16 protein-coding genes and 2 tRNA genes are annotated in these 15,355 nt (G+C 47.5%); 12 read left to right on the top strand and 6 right to left on the bottom strand.

Annotated elements, in window-relative coordinates; genetic code table 11:
- Nucleotides 1–7: 7 nt before the first annotated feature.
- From guaA to mscL, 3 genes are all read right to left on the bottom strand, one after another.
- Entirely contained in the window at nucleotides 8–1,561 is a 1,554-nt protein-coding gene (gene guaA, locus HU824_RS12915) for a glutamine-hydrolyzing GMP synthase (protein ID WP_136010584.1), read from the bottom strand.
- 76 nt (nucleotides 1,562–1,637) lie between these two features.
- Nucleotides 1,638–2,033 (bottom strand): HU family DNA-binding protein, encoded by a 396-nt coding sequence (locus tag HU824_RS12910; protein WP_176469049.1) that lies wholly within the window; start codon nucleotides 2,031–2,033, stop codon nucleotides 1,638–1,640.
- Nucleotides 2,034–2,200: 167 nt separating this feature from the next.
- Nucleotides 2,201–2,641: a large-conductance mechanosensitive channel protein MscL gene (gene mscL, locus HU824_RS12905; RefSeq protein WP_136010582.1), complete on the bottom strand. Its 441-nt coding sequence runs from the start codon at nucleotides 2,639–2,641 to the stop codon at nucleotides 2,201–2,203.
- Nucleotides 2,642–2,781: 140 nt separating this feature from the next.
- Between mscL and gap the strand changes: the two genes are divergently transcribed.
- The 7 genes from gap to HU824_RS12870 all read left to right on the top strand — a co-directional run bounded on the left by gap (nucleotide 2,782) and on the right by HU824_RS12870 (nucleotide 10,006).
- Nucleotides 2,782–3,792, top strand: a complete 1,011-nt coding sequence (gene gap / locus HU824_RS12900) for a type I glyceraldehyde-3-phosphate dehydrogenase (RefSeq protein WP_005835458.1) — start codon at nucleotides 2,782–2,784, stop codon at nucleotides 3,790–3,792.
- 139 nt (nucleotides 3,793–3,931) lie between these two features.
- The gene (locus tag HU824_RS12895) at nucleotides 3,932–5,995 is read left to right on the top strand and encodes a M3 family metallopeptidase (protein WP_176469066.1); all 2,064 of its coding nucleotides are present in this window, start codon (nucleotides 3,932–3,934) and stop codon (nucleotides 5,993–5,995) included.
- Nucleotides 5,992–6,510, top strand: a complete 519-nt coding sequence (locus HU824_RS12890; RefSeq protein WP_136010581.1) for a DUF4847 family protein — start codon at nucleotides 5,992–5,994, stop codon at nucleotides 6,508–6,510. Before HU824_RS12895 ends, HU824_RS12890 begins: the two co-directional genes overlap by 4 nt.
- Before the next feature lie 12 nt (nucleotides 6,511–6,522).
- Nucleotides 6,523–6,999 carry a dCMP deaminase family protein gene (locus HU824_RS12885; RefSeq protein ID WP_136010580.1) on the top strand — a complete coding sequence of 159 codons (477 nt, stop codon included), beginning with the start codon at nucleotides 6,523–6,525 and terminating at the stop codon, nucleotides 6,997–6,999.
- A 31-nt stretch (nucleotides 7,000–7,030) separates the two neighbouring features.
- Complete coding sequence (locus HU824_RS12880; RefSeq protein WP_176469048.1) at nucleotides 7,031–8,770, top strand: S41 family peptidase; 1,740 nt, start codon at nucleotides 7,031–7,033, stop codon at nucleotides 8,768–8,770.
- Complete coding sequence (locus HU824_RS12875) at nucleotides 8,688–9,218, top strand: 5-formyltetrahydrofolate cyclo-ligase (RefSeq protein ID WP_176469065.1); 531 nt, start codon at nucleotides 8,688–8,690, stop codon at nucleotides 9,216–9,218. The genes HU824_RS12880 and HU824_RS12875 overlap by 83 nt, the downstream gene beginning before the upstream one ends.
- A complete protein-coding gene (locus tag HU824_RS12870; RefSeq protein WP_176469047.1) occupies nucleotides 9,215–10,006 on the top strand; it encodes a histidinol-phosphatase in 792 nt (263 codons plus the stop codon). The genes HU824_RS12875 and HU824_RS12870 overlap by 4 nt, the downstream gene beginning before the upstream one ends.
- A gap of 4 nt (nucleotides 10,007–10,010) precedes the next feature.
- Here the strand turns inward: HU824_RS12870 and HU824_RS12865 are convergent, their stop codons facing one another.
- Nucleotides 10,011–10,301, bottom strand: coding sequence for a DUF721 domain-containing protein (locus HU824_RS12865; protein ID WP_136010577.1), 291 nt, complete (start codon nucleotides 10,299–10,301; stop codon nucleotides 10,011–10,013).
- Entirely contained in the window at nucleotides 10,298–11,410 is a 1,113-nt protein-coding gene (locus HU824_RS12860) for a DNA replication/repair protein RecF (protein WP_176469046.1), read from the bottom strand. Before HU824_RS12860 ends, HU824_RS12865 begins: the two co-directional genes overlap by 4 nt.
- A gap of 237 nt (nucleotides 11,411–11,647) precedes the next feature.
- Here HU824_RS12860 and HU824_RS12855 point away from each other — a divergent pair, with 237 nt between their 5' ends.
- The 5 genes from HU824_RS12855 (at nucleotide 11,648) to HU824_RS12835 (ending at nucleotide 14,502) form a co-directional block, all read left to right on the top strand.
- Nucleotides 11,648–12,331 (top strand): tol-pal system YbgF family protein, encoded by a 684-nt coding sequence (locus HU824_RS12855; RefSeq protein ID WP_136010575.1) that lies wholly within the window; start codon nucleotides 11,648–11,650, stop codon nucleotides 12,329–12,331.
- Nucleotides 12,332–12,475: 144 nt separating this feature from the next.
- Nucleotides 12,476–12,970, top strand: coding sequence for a 6,7-dimethyl-8-ribityllumazine synthase (gene ribH / locus HU824_RS12850; protein WP_136010574.1), 495 nt, complete (start codon nucleotides 12,476–12,478; stop codon nucleotides 12,968–12,970).
- A 73-nt stretch (nucleotides 12,971–13,043) separates the two neighbouring features.
- Nucleotides 13,044–13,126, top strand: a tRNA-Tyr gene (locus tag HU824_RS12845).
- 8 nt (nucleotides 13,127–13,134) lie between these two features.
- A tRNA-Gly gene (locus tag HU824_RS12840) sits at nucleotides 13,135–13,207 on the top strand.
- Nucleotides 13,208–13,743: 536 nt separating this feature from the next.
- Nucleotides 13,744–14,502, top strand: coding sequence for a helix-turn-helix transcriptional regulator (locus HU824_RS12835; protein ID WP_176469045.1), 759 nt, complete (start codon nucleotides 13,744–13,746; stop codon nucleotides 14,500–14,502).
- 19 nt (nucleotides 14,503–14,521) lie between these two features.
- On the opposite strand, the gene HU824_RS12830 is transcribed toward HU824_RS12835, so the two are convergent.
- A complete protein-coding gene (locus HU824_RS12830) occupies nucleotides 14,522–15,058 on the bottom strand; it encodes a hypothetical protein (protein ID WP_136011518.1) in 537 nt (178 codons plus the stop codon).
- Between the last annotated feature and the right edge of the window lie 297 nt (nucleotides 15,059–15,355).

Genomic DNA, 15,355 nt, shown 5'->3' with positions numbered 1-15,355 from the left:
GTCAATCTCACTCCCACTCTATTGTGCTGGGTGGTTTTGAAGAGATGTCGTATGTGACGCGGTTCACGCCTTTCACCTTATTTATAATGTCGTTGGACACCTTGCCCAAGAATTCATAGGGCAAATGCGCCCAGTCGGCTGTCATGGCATCGGTGGAAGTGACGGCACGCAAGGCCACTGCACGTTCGTAGGTACGTTCGTCGCCCATGACGCCCACACTCTGTACGGGCAGAAGAATGACACCAGCCTGCCACACCTGATGGTAGAGCGATGTCTCGTTGCCGTCGGCATCCTCCACTTTCCAGTCGCGCAAGCCCTGGATGAAAATATCGTCGGCTTCCTGCAAAGTATGCACCTTCTCCGGTGTTATATCCCCCAGGATACGGACAGCCAGTCCCGGACCAGGAAAAGGATGACGGGTAATCAGATGTTCGGGCATTCCCAATTCGCGTCCCACGCGGCGTACTTCGTCCTTGAACAGCCACTGCAACGGCTCGCACAGACGGAGGTTCATCTCCTCGGGCAGACCGCCCACGTTGTGATGGCTCTTGATGGTCTTACCCGTAATGTTCAGACTCTCGATACGGTCGGGATAAATGGTGCCTTGTGCCAACCAGCGGGCATCGGTTATCTTGTGCGCTTCGGCATCGAAGACTTCGACAAAATCGCGGCCGATGATTTTACGCTTCTGCTCAGGCTCGGTCACTCCCTCCAGATCCTTGAAGAACTTCTCGCTGGCATCCACGCCAATCACGTTCAGCCCTAAGCACTCGTAGTCGTTCATCACATTCTTGAACTCATTCTTACGAAGCAGCCCGTGGTCTACGAAGATGCAGGTCAGGTTCTTGCCGATGGCACGATGCAGCAACACGGCGGCTACCGAAGAATCAACACCGCCACTCAGTCCCAAGATAACGCGGTCGTTGCCAAGCTGCTCCTTCAGTTCGGCCACAGTGGTATCTACAAACGATGCAGCGCTCCAGCTCTGGCTGCAACCGCAAACGTCTACCACAAAGTTACGCAGCATCTGCGTACCATCCTCGCTATGGAATACTTCCGGATGGAACTGCACTCCCCACATGTCTTCACCTTCTGCCTGGTAGGCGGCAATCGCCACCTTATCCGTAGAAGCTATAGGCTTAAAGTTATCGGGAATGGCGGTAATCGTGTCTCCGTGGCTCATCCACACCTGTGTATTCTTCCTTACCCCTTTAAAAAGGACGTTCTCCGAATCGAACGAGCCGAGATGGGCACGCCCATACTCGCGGGTACCGGCTGGTTCCACCCGTCCGCCGTTGCTGTAAGAGATGAACTGTGCACCGTAGCAGATACCCAGGATGGGGTATTTCCCGCGAATCCCGCTCAAATCTACCTTGAATGCACTCTCATCATAAACCGAAAAGGGGCTACCCGAAAGGATAACTCCTTTTACACTCTCATCTCCGTATGGAAACTTGTTGTAAGGCACAATCTCGCAATAGACATTCAATTCGCGCAACCGACGGCCGATGAGCTGCGTGGTTTGCGAACCGAAATCAAGAATAACAATCTTCTCTTGCATATAAATCCGTATAGACTTTAATAAATGATTTGCAAAAGTAGAAAAAAGTAAGGGAATATCTCGTAAAATCTGCGATTTATTTCCCGAACTCCACCAATTCCACGCCTTCACCCAACACACGGCGATAACCGTCCGCTTGTTTGTTCCGCTCGGGAATGAACTGCACACGCACTGCCCGCACCTGCTCTACACTTACCTCTTCGGGGCTGTCCACCCCTTTTCCGGCACAACTCAGTTTGTAGTAGAACGACCCCAGACCGTCCAGATGCACACTGCGCCCGTTTTCGAGATAGAACGCCATCACTTCGGGCATGGCACGGATAACGGCATGCACATCAGCCGGGGTTACCGTGCATTTGCGACTGATGGCTTCGCCCAATTCTTGCGTATTCACAGGATGCTTCAACACACACGCACGAGGAAACCATTTGAATTTTCCCGCTATTTTGGCACGGCTTTTCTTAAAGAACATAATTTTTTCGTTATTTGAGATTCATACAAGCCGGAAGTCAGGCCGGCCATCCCGCAGGAAGAAGATTGATTGAAAGCCTTACAATGCTTTATTAAAAGGCTTTCAATCATCATTCACTCCTATACTCCGCATCTCTCCGTCCAAGAGGCAGGCGCACAGAGCCACAATCACTTCCGTTCTTTCAGCAAGTCACGGATTTCGGTCAGCAGCACCTCTTCCCTGCTCGGTGCTGGAGGAGCCGGAGGAGCGGCAGGTGCCTCTTCTTTCTTCTTTTCAGTCAGCTTGGTCAGCAACTTGATGAACATGAAAATGGAGAAGGCAATGATCAGAAAATCAAAAGTTACCTGAAGGAAGTTACCATAATTCAACGTAACAGCAGCAACCACTTCTTTTCCATCTTCCAAAACAGCCGGTTTCAGCACCCACTTTAAATCCGTAAAGTTGACACCGCCCACCAGCAATCCGATAGGAGGCATAATCACATCTGCCACAATGGAAGAGACGATTTTTCCGAATGCCCCACCGATAATCACGCCGACAGCCATATCTATCACATTGCCCTTCATGGCAAAAGCCTTAAATTCCTGTAAAAACGAACATTTTCCCATCTTTTCAATTATTTAATTATGATTTTGGTTACGAATATAAAAACATTTTCTTACTTTTGCACCGCAAATCTGGAAGAAATGCAATTTATAGACGAAAGTTTATTTTTAAACATTATAAAACCCTTAAAAGTTTAAACAAAATGATTAAAGTAGGTATTAATGGATTCGGACGTATCGGACGTTTCGTTTTCCGCGCTGCAATGAAGAGAAACGATATTCAGATCGTAGGTATCAACGACCTTTGCCCGGTAGATTACTTGGCTTACATGCTGAAGTATGATACTATGCACGGCCAATTCGACGGTACTATCGAAGCAGATGTTGAAAACAGCAAATTGATCGTTAACGGCCAGGCTATCCGCATCACTGCAGAAAGAAACCCAGCTGACTTGAAATGGAACGAAGTAGAGGCAGAATATGTTGTAGAATCTACAGGTTTGTTCCTGAGCAAAGACAAAGCACAAGCTCACATCGAAGCTGGCGCAAAATATGTTGTAATGTCTGCTCCTTCTAAGGATGACACTCCGATGTTCGTTTGCGGTGTTAACGAAAAGACTTACGTTAAGGGTACTCAATTCGTATCTAACGCTTCTTGTACTACCAACTGCTTGGCTCCTATCGCTAAGGTATTGAACGACAAATGGGGTATCACTGACGGTTTGATGACTACCGTTCACTCTACAACTGCTACTCAAAAGACAGTTGACGGTCCTTCTATGAAAGACTGGAGAGGTGGTCGTGCTGCTTCCGGTAACATTATCCCGTCTTCTACCGGTGCTGCCAAGGCTGTAGGTAAAGTTATTCCGGCATTGAACGGCAAGCTGACCGGTATGTCTATGCGTGTTCCGACTTTGGACGTATCTGTAGTTGACTTGACAGTTAACTTGGCTAAGCCCGCTACTTATGCTGAAATCTGCGCTGCCATGAAGGAAGCTTCTGAAGGCGAATTGAAAGGTGTTCTGGGTTACACTGAAGATGCAGTTGTTTCTTCTGACTTCTTGGGTGACACTCGTACTTCTATCTTCGACGCTAAGGCTGGTATCGCTTTGACTGATACTTTCGTTAAGGTTGTATCTTGGTATGATAACGAAATCGGTTATTCTAACAAGGTTCTCGACCTGATTGCTCATATGGCATCGGTTAACTGCTAATATACAGTTAGAAAATAATAAAAAACAGGCGGCTTCTATGAAGTCGCCTGTTTTTTTTGCAACTTTGCAGGAAGTTCGAGCTTTATTGATAAAAGTAATCATGAAAAAAATTATATTCACTTTAATTTCGTTCTGCATCATGACAAGTTGTACAACCGACCAGAAAAATCCTTTTTTCGAGACGTACTCCACACTACACGGGGCCGTTCCGTTCGATAAGATAGAAATCACCCACTTTGAGCCGGCAATCCGCGAAGGCATCCGCAGGCAACAGGCAGAAATCGATGCCATCACCGGCAATCCCGAAGCTCCGACCTTTGCCAACACCATATTGGCATACGAGAAGTCCGGTGATATGCTCCAGCGTGCCGGCACCGTGTTCGGCAACCTGCTTAGCGCGGAGACCAACGACGAATTGCAGGAGCTTGCACGCAAGATGATGCCGCTGATGAGCCAGCACGAAAACAACATCAGCCTGGACGAGAAGCTGTTTGCCCGTATCAAGACCGTCTACGAACAGCAAGACAAGGAAGGGCTGAACTCCGAACAGAAGAAACTGCTGGAGAACATCTACAACGGGTTTGTGCGCAGCGGTGCCAACCTCAAGGGCGAGGCAAAAGACAAATACCGCGCCTTGAGCCAGGAGCTCAGCCTGCTCACCTTGCAATTCAGCGAGAATGCGCTGAAGGAGACGAACGACTACCAACTGGTGATTACGGACTCCACCCAACTTTCCGGCCTGCCGGAAAGCGCCATAGAAGCCGCTGCAGAGACAGCTGGAGAAAAAGGCGTCGAAGGCTGGGTATTCACCTTGCAGGCTCCTAGCTATGGCCCTTTCCTGACGTATGCGGACAACCGTGACCTGCGTCATGAGCTGTATATGGCCTATAATACGAAATGTACGCACAACAATGCCAGCAACAACCTGGAAACCGTAAAAAAACTGGCCAATGTCCGTATGGAGATTGCCCAACTCTTAGGGTATGACAACTTTGCCGAATACAACCTACAGGAGCGCATGGCACAGAACAGTGAGTCCGTGTATAAGCTGCTGGACCAACTGCTGGAGGCTTACACGCCTACCGCCAAACAAGAATATGCCGAAGTGCAAGCCCTGGCACGCCGGACGGAAGGAGAAGACTTCACCCTGATGCCGTGGGACTGGGCGTACTATTCTCATAAACTGAAGGACCGGAAGTTCAATATTGACGATGAGCTGCTCCGCCCTTACTTTGAGCTGAACAATGTGAAGAAAGGCGTATTCGGTCTTGCCACCAAGCTGTACGGCATCACCTTTAAGAAGAATCCGGATATTCCCGTCTATCATAAGGATGTGGATGCTTACGAGGTATTCGACAAAGACGGGAAATTCCTAGCCGTGTTCTATGCCGACTTCCACCCCCGGGCAGGCAAGCGCTCGGGAGCCTGGATGACCAGCTACAAGGAACAGTGGATTGACGAAAAAACCGGCGAGAACAGCCGTCCCCACATATCCATCGTGATGAACTTCACCAAACCGACACAGGGCAAGCCTGCTTTGCTGACCTTCGACGAAGTAGAAACCTTCCTGCACGAATTTGGACACAGCCTGCATGGTATGTTTGCCAATTCCACCTACGGAAGCCTGAGCGGAACCAACGTATATTGGGACTTTGTAGAACTCCCCTCCCAATTCATGGAGAACTTCGCCATCGAAAAGGAATTCCTCCATACGTTTGCCCGCCATTATCAGACCGGAGAGCTGATACCGGACGAACTGGTACAGCGCATCGTGGATTCATCCAACTTCAACGCGGCATACGCCTGCCTCCGCCAGGTAAGTTTCGGCTTGCTCGATATGGCCTGGTACACACGCAATACCCCGTTTGAAGGTGACGTGAAAGCCTATGAAAAGAAGGCTTGGGAAAAAGCACAGATTCTGCCTTCTGTGGCAGAAGCCTGCATGAGCACACAATTCTCCCATATCTTTGCCGGAGGATATTCTGCCGGATATTATAGTTACAAGTGGGCAGAGGTGCTGGATGCAGATGCTTTCTCGCTATTCAAGCAGACGGGCATCTTCAACCCGGAGACCGCCGCCTCCTTCCGCGAGAATATCCTTTCCAAAGGCGGAACGGAGCATCCGATGGCTCTCTATAAACGCTTCCGTGGACAAGAGCCTACAATCGACGCATTATTAATCAGAAATGGAATAAAGAAATGAAAAAACTTATAAGAAACATCAGTTGTATGCTGCTCGTGCTTTCGTTGCTTCCCCTGCTAAGCAGTTGCGACAACGAGGACGATGTTATCGGGATATTCACAGGGAAGACGTGGAAGCTCAGCCGGCTCACCAATAAGGACAGTAACAGACAGTTCTATTCAGGTTTATGGCAGGATGAAAAGGCCGAGAGAAAAAGCAGAGAAGCACTTAAGACAGAAGGCAACTTCACTCTAAACTTTGAAGGTACCGAACTGGATGGAGAATTGATGGGCACCAGCGTCAACGGACAAGGCATCAACTCAAGCGTCAACGGAACCTGGAGTGCCGATGGAAAATCGCAATCATTGAACTTCAACCTAAAAATCAGCGGCTCTGCAGAGAGCGATGCACTGGCCAAGGCATTCATCTCCGGACTGCAAAACGTGTACAAGTATGAAGGGGATGCCAATTCACTGACCCTCTATTTTAAAGACGGACCGACAACCAGAATCATGGGATTCACCCCGCAACAATAAAACATAAATATAATGGACGATTCTACAAAAGACAAACAAGAAGCATTGGACAAGCGTTATATACGTATGGCAAGCATTTGGGCTGAAAATTCGTATTGCAAACGCCGCCAGGTCGGTGCACTGATTGTAAAAGACAAGATGATTATCTCTGACGGCTACAACGGTACCCCTTCCGGCTTTGAGAATGTGTGTGAAGAGGAGAACAACGTAACCAAACCATACGTGCTCCATGCCGAAGCAAACGCCATAACCAAAATAGCCCGTTCGAACAACAGTAGTAACGGTGCTACCATGTACGTCACTGCCTCCCCCTGCATAGAATGCGCCAAACTGATTATCCAAGCAGGCATCAAGCGAGTGGTCTACTCCGAAAAATACCGCCTGGAGGATGGTGTCGAACTTTTGAAACGAGCAGGCATCGAGGTGGTGTTTATTTCAATGGATAATGGAAAGTTAAAATCGGAGGCTGCTTGTGCATCCGAACAGTAAATTGTAAATAGTCTAATAGTAAATAAACATCATGAGTACAAAAAACACATCCCGCTTTATGCCGCTTATCATCGCAATCAGTGTAGTAGCGGGAATTCTTATCGGAACGTTTTACGCCAGGCATTTTGCCGGTAACAAACTGGGAATCATCAATAGCTCGTCCAACAAGCTGAATGCTTTGCTGCGTGTTATTGACGACCAGTATGTGGATACCGTCAACATGACCAATCTGGTAGAAAAGGCCATGCCGCAGATATTGGCGGAACTTGACCCCCACTCCACCTACATCCCCGCACAGAAACTGGAAGAGGTCAATTCCGAACTTGAAGGCAGTTTCAGCGGTATAGGTATCCAGTTCACCATTCAAGAAGACACGATACACGTGAACAGCGTGATTCCCGGCGGACCGTCCGAGAAAGTGGGTCTGATGGCAGGCGACCGCATTGTGATGGTCAACGACAGCCTATTTGCAGGCAAAGACCTGACAAATGAAAAGGCCATGCGCAATCTGAAAGGTCCGAAAGGCAGTCAGGTGAAGTTGGGTGTCAAGCGTGCCACGGAAAAGGAATTGCTCGAATTCACCATTACACGCGGCGACATCCCGCAAAACACCATTGATGCAGCCTATATGGTCGACGATGACTACGGATATATACAAATCAGCAAATTCGGACGTACCACGCATGTAGAACTGTTGAATGCAATAGCACAACTGAGTCATGAGAAGTGCAAAGGACTGATTATCGACCTGCGCGACAATACCGGAGGCTACATGGAAGCAGCCACGCGCATGGTGAACGAATTCTTGCCGGAAGGAAAATTGATAGTATATACCCATGGCCGCAAATACCCCCGCATGGAGGAATATGCCAACGGCACCGGCAGTTGCCAAAAACTGCCGCTGGTAGTATTGGTAAACGAAAGTTCTGCTTCGGCCAGCGAAATCTTTGCAGGCGCCATTCAGGACAATGACCGCGGAACCATTGTAGGACGCCGTTCCTTCGGCAAAGGACTCGTACAGCAGCCCATCGACTTCAGTGACGGTTCCGCCATCCGCCTGACCATTGCCCGCTATTACACTCCATCGGGCCGTTGCATCCAGCGTCCTTACGAAAACGGCAAGGACAGCAAATACGAAATGGACTGGATTACCCGTTACGAACACGGCGAATTCTTCTCCAAAGACAGTATCAAACTGGACGAAAAACTGCGTTACTCTACCGGCTTAGGTAGACCCGTATACGGAGGAGGAGGCATTATGCCAGACGTATTCGTTCCGCAAGACACTACCGGAGTATCTTCTTACCTGATAGAAGTAAGCAACAAGGGACTGATTCTGCAATTCAGCTTCCAGTATACCGATCGTAACCGCACGAAATTGAGTGAATACAACAATGAAGTGGATTTGTTGAAGTACCTTCGCCACCAAGGTGTTGTGGAACAGTTTGTACGTTTTGCAGACTCCAAGGGAGTAAAGCGGCGCAACCTGCTTATCCACAAGTCCTACAAGCTACTGGAAAGGAGCATTTACGGCAACATTATCTACAACATACTGGGGAGGGAGCAATACATCCGCTACATCAACCAGAGCGATGCTACCGTCAAGAAGGCACTAGATATTCTGGAACGTGGAGAGGCATTCCCAAAAGCCCCGGAAGCAACACCAATCATAGAGGATAAAAAAGATGATGGAAAAGAAAGAAGAACTGCGCAGGCAGATAGCTTTGTTGAAGACCCGACACAGCTCTTCCGCTATGCGTCAGTCTGCTGAAATACTTGCCGCCCTCGAAGCACACCCTACTTTCAGGGCGGCAAAAACCGTACTGCTTTACCACTCTCTCAAAGACGAAGTGGATACACACGAATTTATCCGGAAGTGGAACCGCAAAAAGCGGATACTGCTTCCGGTAGTTGCAGGTGACGGCCTGGAACTGCGACTGTACACCGGACCTGAGGACTTGAAACCCGGTGCATACGGCATCAAAGAACCGACCGGCAAGTTATTTACCGACTATGCAGACATTGACTTCATTGTGGTTCCCGGCGTGGCATTCGACCGTAACGGCAACCGTCTTGGGCGCGGTAAAGGTTACTACGACCGGCTTCTGCCCCACATCCCATCAGCCTACAAAGCCGGCATCTGTTTCCCGTTTCAACTCGTAGAAGAAGTTCCTGCAGAACCATTTGACATACGCATGGATGAAATAATAACGCAATGAAAACCAATTATCATACACACACCACACGCTGCATGCATGCCACCGGAGATGACGAAGACTATGTGCTCAGTGCCATCAAAGGCGGTTACCGGATACTCGGTTTCTCAGACCATACTCCTTGGAAATACCGTACCGACTACGTAGCCGACATGCGGATGCTCCCCGAAGAGCTTCCCGGCTACGTGGAGAGCCTCAAGATGCTCCGTGGAAAATACCACGACCGGATAGACATCAGGATAGGACTTGAATGTGAATACTTCCCCCAACATATCCATTGGCTGAAAGAACAAATCAAGAAGTACCGGCTGGACTATATCATCTTCGGAAACCATCACTACCACACCGATGAGAAATTTCCCTATTTCGGCCATCATACGGACAGCCGCGATATGCTCGACCTTTACGAAGAAAGCGCCATCGAAGGTATGGAAAGCGGATTATTCTCTTGTCTTGCCCATCCGGACTTGTTCATGCGCTCCTATCCGAAGTTCGACCACCATTGCTCTACCATCAGCCGGCACATCTGCCGTACTGCTGCACGCCTGAATGTCCCGCTGGAATACAATATAGGCTATGTAGCCTACAATGAAGCGCACGGTTTATCCACATACCCATGCCCGGAGTTCTGGCGAATCGCTGCCAATGAAGGCTGTACAGCCATCATCGGACTGGATGCGCATGACAACAAGGATTTGGAAACTCCGGTGTATTATGACCGGGCAGTCCGGGAATTGAAGGAACTGAAGATTGAAAGAATAGATGAGCTGAGGATGCTGACAGACCGGTGATAATTTATCTGAATATGATATTTGTTATGACCTGCGCCCCCACATGACGGTTCAAGTTGCGCACCAACAGCTCACGCCCCATCATCAGTTCCTGGCGCAGGGCAGCAGAAGCGAGGTGCACATAAAGCACCTGGTTCTTTATATAAAGTTCGCGGGTGTAGGAAGCAATGGTAGGCCCCAGCACTTCGGGCCACGCACTGATAAGCCGCCGTTCATTCAGCGGAGACTCCAGACTTTCCTGCCTGAGGTAATGACGGATAAGTTCACCTATCTGTTCGGCATTATTGCGTTTCATGCCTCTTCCTCCTTCATCTCGGCAACCGTTCCCTGCTCCACACGGAACATCTTATAATCACTGCCCACTTTATGCAGAATACAGTCCAGATGTTCACGGTTGGTATCTGTTATAAAAATCTGTCCAAAACTGTCGCTTGCCACCAACTTGATGATTTGCTCCACACGCGAGGCATCCAGCTTGTCAAAAATATCGTCCAGCAACAACAAGGGAACAGTAGTCCCGGTACGTTTCAGAAAATCAAACTGTGCCAGCTTCAACGCCACAAGATAAGTCTTGTTCTGTCCCTGCGACCCTTCACGCTTGATAGGGAAATCCCCCAAAAGCATATTCAGTTCGTCCTTGTGCACACCGCGCAACGAATAACCCATAATCCGGTCGCGTACACGGCTTTCCTTCAGCACTTCCAGCAAAGAGACATCGCGGGCATGGGAATCATAACTCAATCCCACCTTCTCTCTATCCTGCGAAATGAATGAATAGAAAGACTGGAAAATAGGAATAAACTCACGGATAAAGGCCTCACGTTTGCGGAACACCACTTCGCCGGCTTGCGCCATCATCTCCTCCCAAACCAAAAAGAGTTCTTCTTCCACCGGCTGTTCACTCTTCAGCAAGGTATTCCGCTGCACCAGGGCTTTATTGTATCGTATCAAAGCTTCCAGATACTCTTTGTCGTACTGTGAGATGACTACATCCATAAAACGTCGGCGCTCATCACTACCTCCTGCTATCAACCCCGCATCGGCAGGAGAGACCATGACCAAAGGCAGAAAACCTATATGATCCGACAAACGCGTATACTCTTTCTTGTTGCGCTTAAACTGCTTCTTCTGTCGTCTCTTCATGCCACAGTATATTTCCTCAGGGGTTCCGCCGGCAGCCTCATAAAATCCTTGAATAACAAAGAAGTCGGCATCATGGCGGATATTCTGGGAATCAATGGGATTACCGGCACTTTTACAGAAAGACAAAAAATATACCGCATCCAGCAGATTCGTTTTCCCCATACCGTTCTGTCCGAAAAAACAGTTCAACTTGGGCGAGAATGAAAGCTCTGCCTGCTCCAAGTTCTTATAATTGAGTATAGATATACGCTTCAGTATCATTATAACAACGATGAGTTCGGTTACAAAGATAATACAAAACCGAAAGCAGTACAAAATAAGCCTGCTTATTTTTAATACAGAGGTGAAGCCCGGCTCATTGAAAAGTAGAAATAATTCCAGTGTTTTCTGATACAAAACAAAAAAAGATGCCGCTAAATTTCGTTGATAGCTATAAAAAACTTACTTTTGCGGGTCGAAATAGATAAATAAGAATAATAACAAAAAGATTATATAAAAATGGCAGAACAAAAAAAGACGAATGAAGCCTTAAACGTGGAGGATGCACTGACACAATCGGAGGCCTTTTTCATTAAAAACAAAAAAGCAATCATCGGCGCTGTAGCAGCAGTAATCATCATCATTGCCGGCGTAGTGATGTACAAGAACCTTTATGCAGACCCCCGTGAAGAAAAAGCACAAGCAGCCCTATTTAAAGGACAAGAATACTTTGAGGCAGACGCTTATGCACAAGCACTGAACGGCGACAGCATCGGTTTTGCTGGATTTACAAAAGTTGCAGACGAATACAGCGGCACAAAAGCAGCCAATCTTGCAAAAGCCTATATGGGTCTCTGCTATGCACACCTCGGCAAATATGACGAGGCAGTGAAAGCATTGGACAGCTTTGACGGAGATGACCAAATGGTTGCTCCTGCCATGAAAGGTGCCATGGGTAACTGCTATGCGCAGCTCGGTCAACTGGACAAAGCCGCTTCTATGCTGCTGAAAGCCGCCAACGAAGCTGACAACAACTCACTCAGCCCCATCTACCTACTGCAAGCCGGAGAAATCTTGGTAAAGCAAGGTAAGTATGACGATGCAATCCAGGCGTATACCACTATCAAGGATAAATACTTCCGTTCATACCAGGCAATGGATATCGACAAGTATATCGAACAAGCCAAACTGTTGAAGAAGTAATATACCTTATTATAAAGACATCTTAGGCACGGATTACACGGAAAACACGGAAAATAGCCGTGAATCCGTGTAGTCCGTGCCTCTTTCTTCTCCCCTCTCTCTTCTATTTTCAATTATTAGTTTTTAATTCTTAATTCCTTATTTATGGCAACAGCTTATCACAATCTTTCAGACTACGATTTCAGTTCTGTACCCAGCGCGGAAAAAATGAAATTCGGCATCGTTGTATCCGAGTGGAATTATAATATTACCGGTGCTCTCCTAAAAGGTGCTATAGACACCTTAAAAAGACATGGAGCCAAAGATGAAAATATCCTGGTAAAAACAGTACCTGGCAGTTTTGAACTGACTTTCGGTGCCAACCAACTTATCGAATACAGTGAAGTCGATGCAGTTATTGCAATTGGTTGTGTAATCAGAGGAGATACTCCACATTTTGATTATGTTTGCATGGGTGCTACCCAAGGAATCACCCAATTAAACGCAAGTGGCGATGTACCAGTAATTTACGGATTAATTACCACCAATACAATGGAGCAAGCAGAGGATCGCGCCGGTGGTAAGCTGGGCAATAAAGGAGACGAATGTGCAATTTCTGCAATAAAAATGATAGATTTTGCTTGGAGTTTACAAAAATAGTCGTATCTTTGCACCGCAATTGAGAAACAAACCTACTCAATGAGAGAATTGAAATAGAATCTTAAGTGCAAAGGGGCAAATACCAGAGTGGCCAAATGGGGCAGACTGTAAATCTGCTGGCTTACGCCTTCGGTGGTTCGAATCCATCTTTGCCCACAAAAATTGCGGAAGTAGCTCAGTTGATAGAGCATTAGCCTTCCAAGCTGAGGGTCGCGGGTTTGAGCCCCGTCTTCCGCTCTTAAGAGAATCCTGAAAGTCAAGCAATTGGCATTCAGGATTTCTTCTTTTAATGCTGACTGATTAAGGCGAATACAGGAAGCTGCATATATGTCAACAACACTTTATCCGGTTATGGATATGCGGAATTTACACGTCCAAAGAAAAAGAATGGAGCAGCCCGAAAACCCTGTGGACATGTTAATAATTAACTAATCATATTTGTGAGTACGCAAACAAGTACATATATTTACAGAATAAAAAGGAGGATTTATGAGAACAGCCAATTACACAGATTTAAGAGCCAACCTAAAAGGTTATATTGACTCGGTTTTTGGCGATAACTAAATATATAAAACATATCCTATTGTAAATCAAAGATATTAAATCGATTAATTAGCTATTAAGTCACAAATTGGCAACAAAAGTTTGAGGTAATTTTACTTTTGTGATTTTAGCAGGAGGCGTTTCTTATATAGGTTCATCAAATCGGTTGAGACTATATTACGGCGGTATCGGCATTTTTTAGTAATTTAGCGGAGTGAATCTCTTTGAATATGGATAGAATGATAGACGATTTCTTCATACCCGACAATGAGGTCAGGCTCCCGGAGGAGCTTGACTACAGCCGTGTGTCGGAATATGTGAGGTCGGCTGAGGCGTTCTCCCGCTCGACTTATCAGAGCGTCTATATCATTGACTATTTCAGGCAGAATTTCTTGTATGTGTCGCCCAATCCGATGTTTCTCTGCGGACTGCCGCCGGAGCAGATGACGGCACTCGGTTACCGTTTTTATTCACGTTATGTGCCGGAGGATGAACAGCCGATGCTCATTAAACTGAACAGGGCAGGTTTCTCGTTCTACAACAATATTCCGGTCAATGAGCGTAAGGACTGGTACATCTCCTACGATTTCCATATCCTCAACGACGGGCGAAGGATCCTTGTCAACCACAAGCTAACTCCGCTTGCCCTCACCTCCGACGGGCGGATATGGCTCGCCCTATGCATGGTGTCGGCTTCGACACACACCGAGGCCGGACATATTGAGATGCACCGCGTAGGCTCGTCAGATTTCTTTGAGTACAATCTGACCACACGTCGCTGGGACAAACGGCAGATGCCCGTGCTGACCGACGGCGAAAAATCGGTGCTAACTCTATCTATTCAAGGCTACACAATGACTGATATTGCCGACCGCATCTGCCTCTCGCCGGTGACCATAAAGAAATACCGCCAACGCATATTCGAGAAACTTGATGTGCGCAATATCTCCGAGGCGATTATGGCGGCAACCAACAACAAACTGTTGTGAGCTGACTCTCCGCACTCCACTATTCACTCTCCGCTAAATAGAAACGCGGAAAATGCTTCACTTCCCGACCGACTGCGATATTGGCGGCTATCCGTGCGCAGATGTGGGCTGCAAGCCGTTGAGCGGATTCGTTGATTACTCCAGCTTTTATCTCCGGCAATGCTTCACCGAGCCAGTCGCATCCCCCCATATTCCAGAAAGCGCAGTATCCCGATATATATTCCGCCGCCCACAGCCGTAAATCAGGCTGTGCAAGAAGTTCCCTGTCATCATGGGGCATTATCACCATTGCCCCTGCGCCTCTGACAAAATCGAATGGACAGATTACCGGAGTCTTAATCTCCTTTAGATGCTTCAGGCATGATTCTCCGTTGCCGCCATATTCTGCGATGATATTGACATGAGATAGTTCAGCAAGGGCGACGAGGTCACAGCCGGTCTGAATATCCCTGAATCCGATCCGCTCCAGTTCCGGCAACACATATCTGGTGAAGTGCGGTGTTCCGATAACCATCACACGGCTCTCCTTAATAATATATCTTTCTTCGTCAGTCATATCAGATTATTTAATCCACCGCAAAATTAGGCATAGCCACAGGACTGCACCATATCCAAAAGTATATATTTACGCCTCACAGCCGCCGCAGGATGCAATCATATACTTTTGGATATGGCAAGGTATTTTCCACGGCTGTAACTTTGCAGCAGAAAACATAAAACTTACAAAGATATGAACTATAATATAAAAACAGAATACGGTTAACGATAATTAGCATACTCATGCAAGTTATCGTGCATGGAAGGCTCGTCGGGGCTGACTGCTCAGCCCCTTGCCGCATGGCGTTCCCTCCGC

The sequence above is a fragment of the Bacteroides sp. L10-4 genome (genome assembly GCF_013373675.1).
GTDB lineage: Bacteria > Bacteroidota > Bacteroidia > Bacteroidales > Bacteroidaceae > Bacteroides > Bacteroides muris.
Note: the sequence above shows the minus strand (reverse complement) of the source record. Positions and strands in the feature narration are given on the sequence as shown.

Excerpts from the sequence above, each read along its gene's own strand:
- guaA (WP_136010584.1), bottom strand. The coding sequence starts at position 1,561 with ATGCAAGAGAAGATTGTTATTCTTGATTTCGGTTCGCAAACCACGCAG.
- HU824_RS12910 (WP_176469049.1), bottom strand. The coding sequence starts at position 2,033 with ATGTTCTTTAAGAAAAGCCGTGCCAAAATAGCGGGAAAATTCAAATGG.
- mscL (WP_136010582.1), bottom strand. The coding sequence starts at position 2,641 with ATGGGAAAATGTTCGTTTTTACAGGAATTTAAGGCTTTTGCCATGAAG.
- gap (WP_005835458.1), top strand. The coding sequence starts at position 2,782 with ATGATTAAAGTAGGTATTAATGGATTCGGACGTATCGGACGTTTCGTT.
- HU824_RS12895 (WP_176469066.1), top strand. The coding sequence starts at position 3,932 with ATGACAAGTTGTACAACCGACCAGAAAAATCCTTTTTTCGAGACGTAC.
- HU824_RS12890 (WP_136010581.1), top strand. The coding sequence starts at position 5,992 with ATGAAAAAACTTATAAGAAACATCAGTTGTATGCTGCTCGTGCTTTCG.
- HU824_RS12885 (WP_136010580.1), top strand. The coding sequence starts at position 6,523 with ATGGACGATTCTACAAAAGACAAACAAGAAGCATTGGACAAGCGTTAT.
- HU824_RS12880 (WP_176469048.1), top strand. The coding sequence starts at position 7,031 with ATGAGTACAAAAAACACATCCCGCTTTATGCCGCTTATCATCGCAATC.
- HU824_RS12875 (WP_176469065.1), top strand. The coding sequence starts at position 8,688 with ATGGAAAAGAAAGAAGAACTGCGCAGGCAGATAGCTTTGTTGAAGACC.
- HU824_RS12870 (WP_176469047.1), top strand. The coding sequence starts at position 9,215 with ATGAAAACCAATTATCATACACACACCACACGCTGCATGCATGCCACC.
- HU824_RS12865 (WP_136010577.1), bottom strand. The coding sequence starts at position 10,301 with ATGAAACGCAATAATGCCGAACAGATAGGTGAACTTATCCGTCATTAC.
- HU824_RS12860 (WP_176469046.1), bottom strand. The coding sequence starts at position 11,410 with ATGATACTGAAGCGTATATCTATACTCAATTATAAGAACTTGGAGCAG.
- HU824_RS12855 (WP_136010575.1), top strand. The coding sequence starts at position 11,648 with ATGGCAGAACAAAAAAAGACGAATGAAGCCTTAAACGTGGAGGATGCA.
- ribH (WP_136010574.1), top strand. The coding sequence starts at position 12,476 with ATGGCAACAGCTTATCACAATCTTTCAGACTACGATTTCAGTTCTGTA.
- HU824_RS12835 (WP_176469045.1), top strand. The coding sequence starts at position 13,744 with ATGGATAGAATGATAGACGATTTCTTCATACCCGACAATGAGGTCAGG.
- HU824_RS12830 (WP_136011518.1), bottom strand. The coding sequence starts at position 15,058 with ATGACTGACGAAGAAAGATATATTATTAAGGAGAGCCGTGTGATGGTT.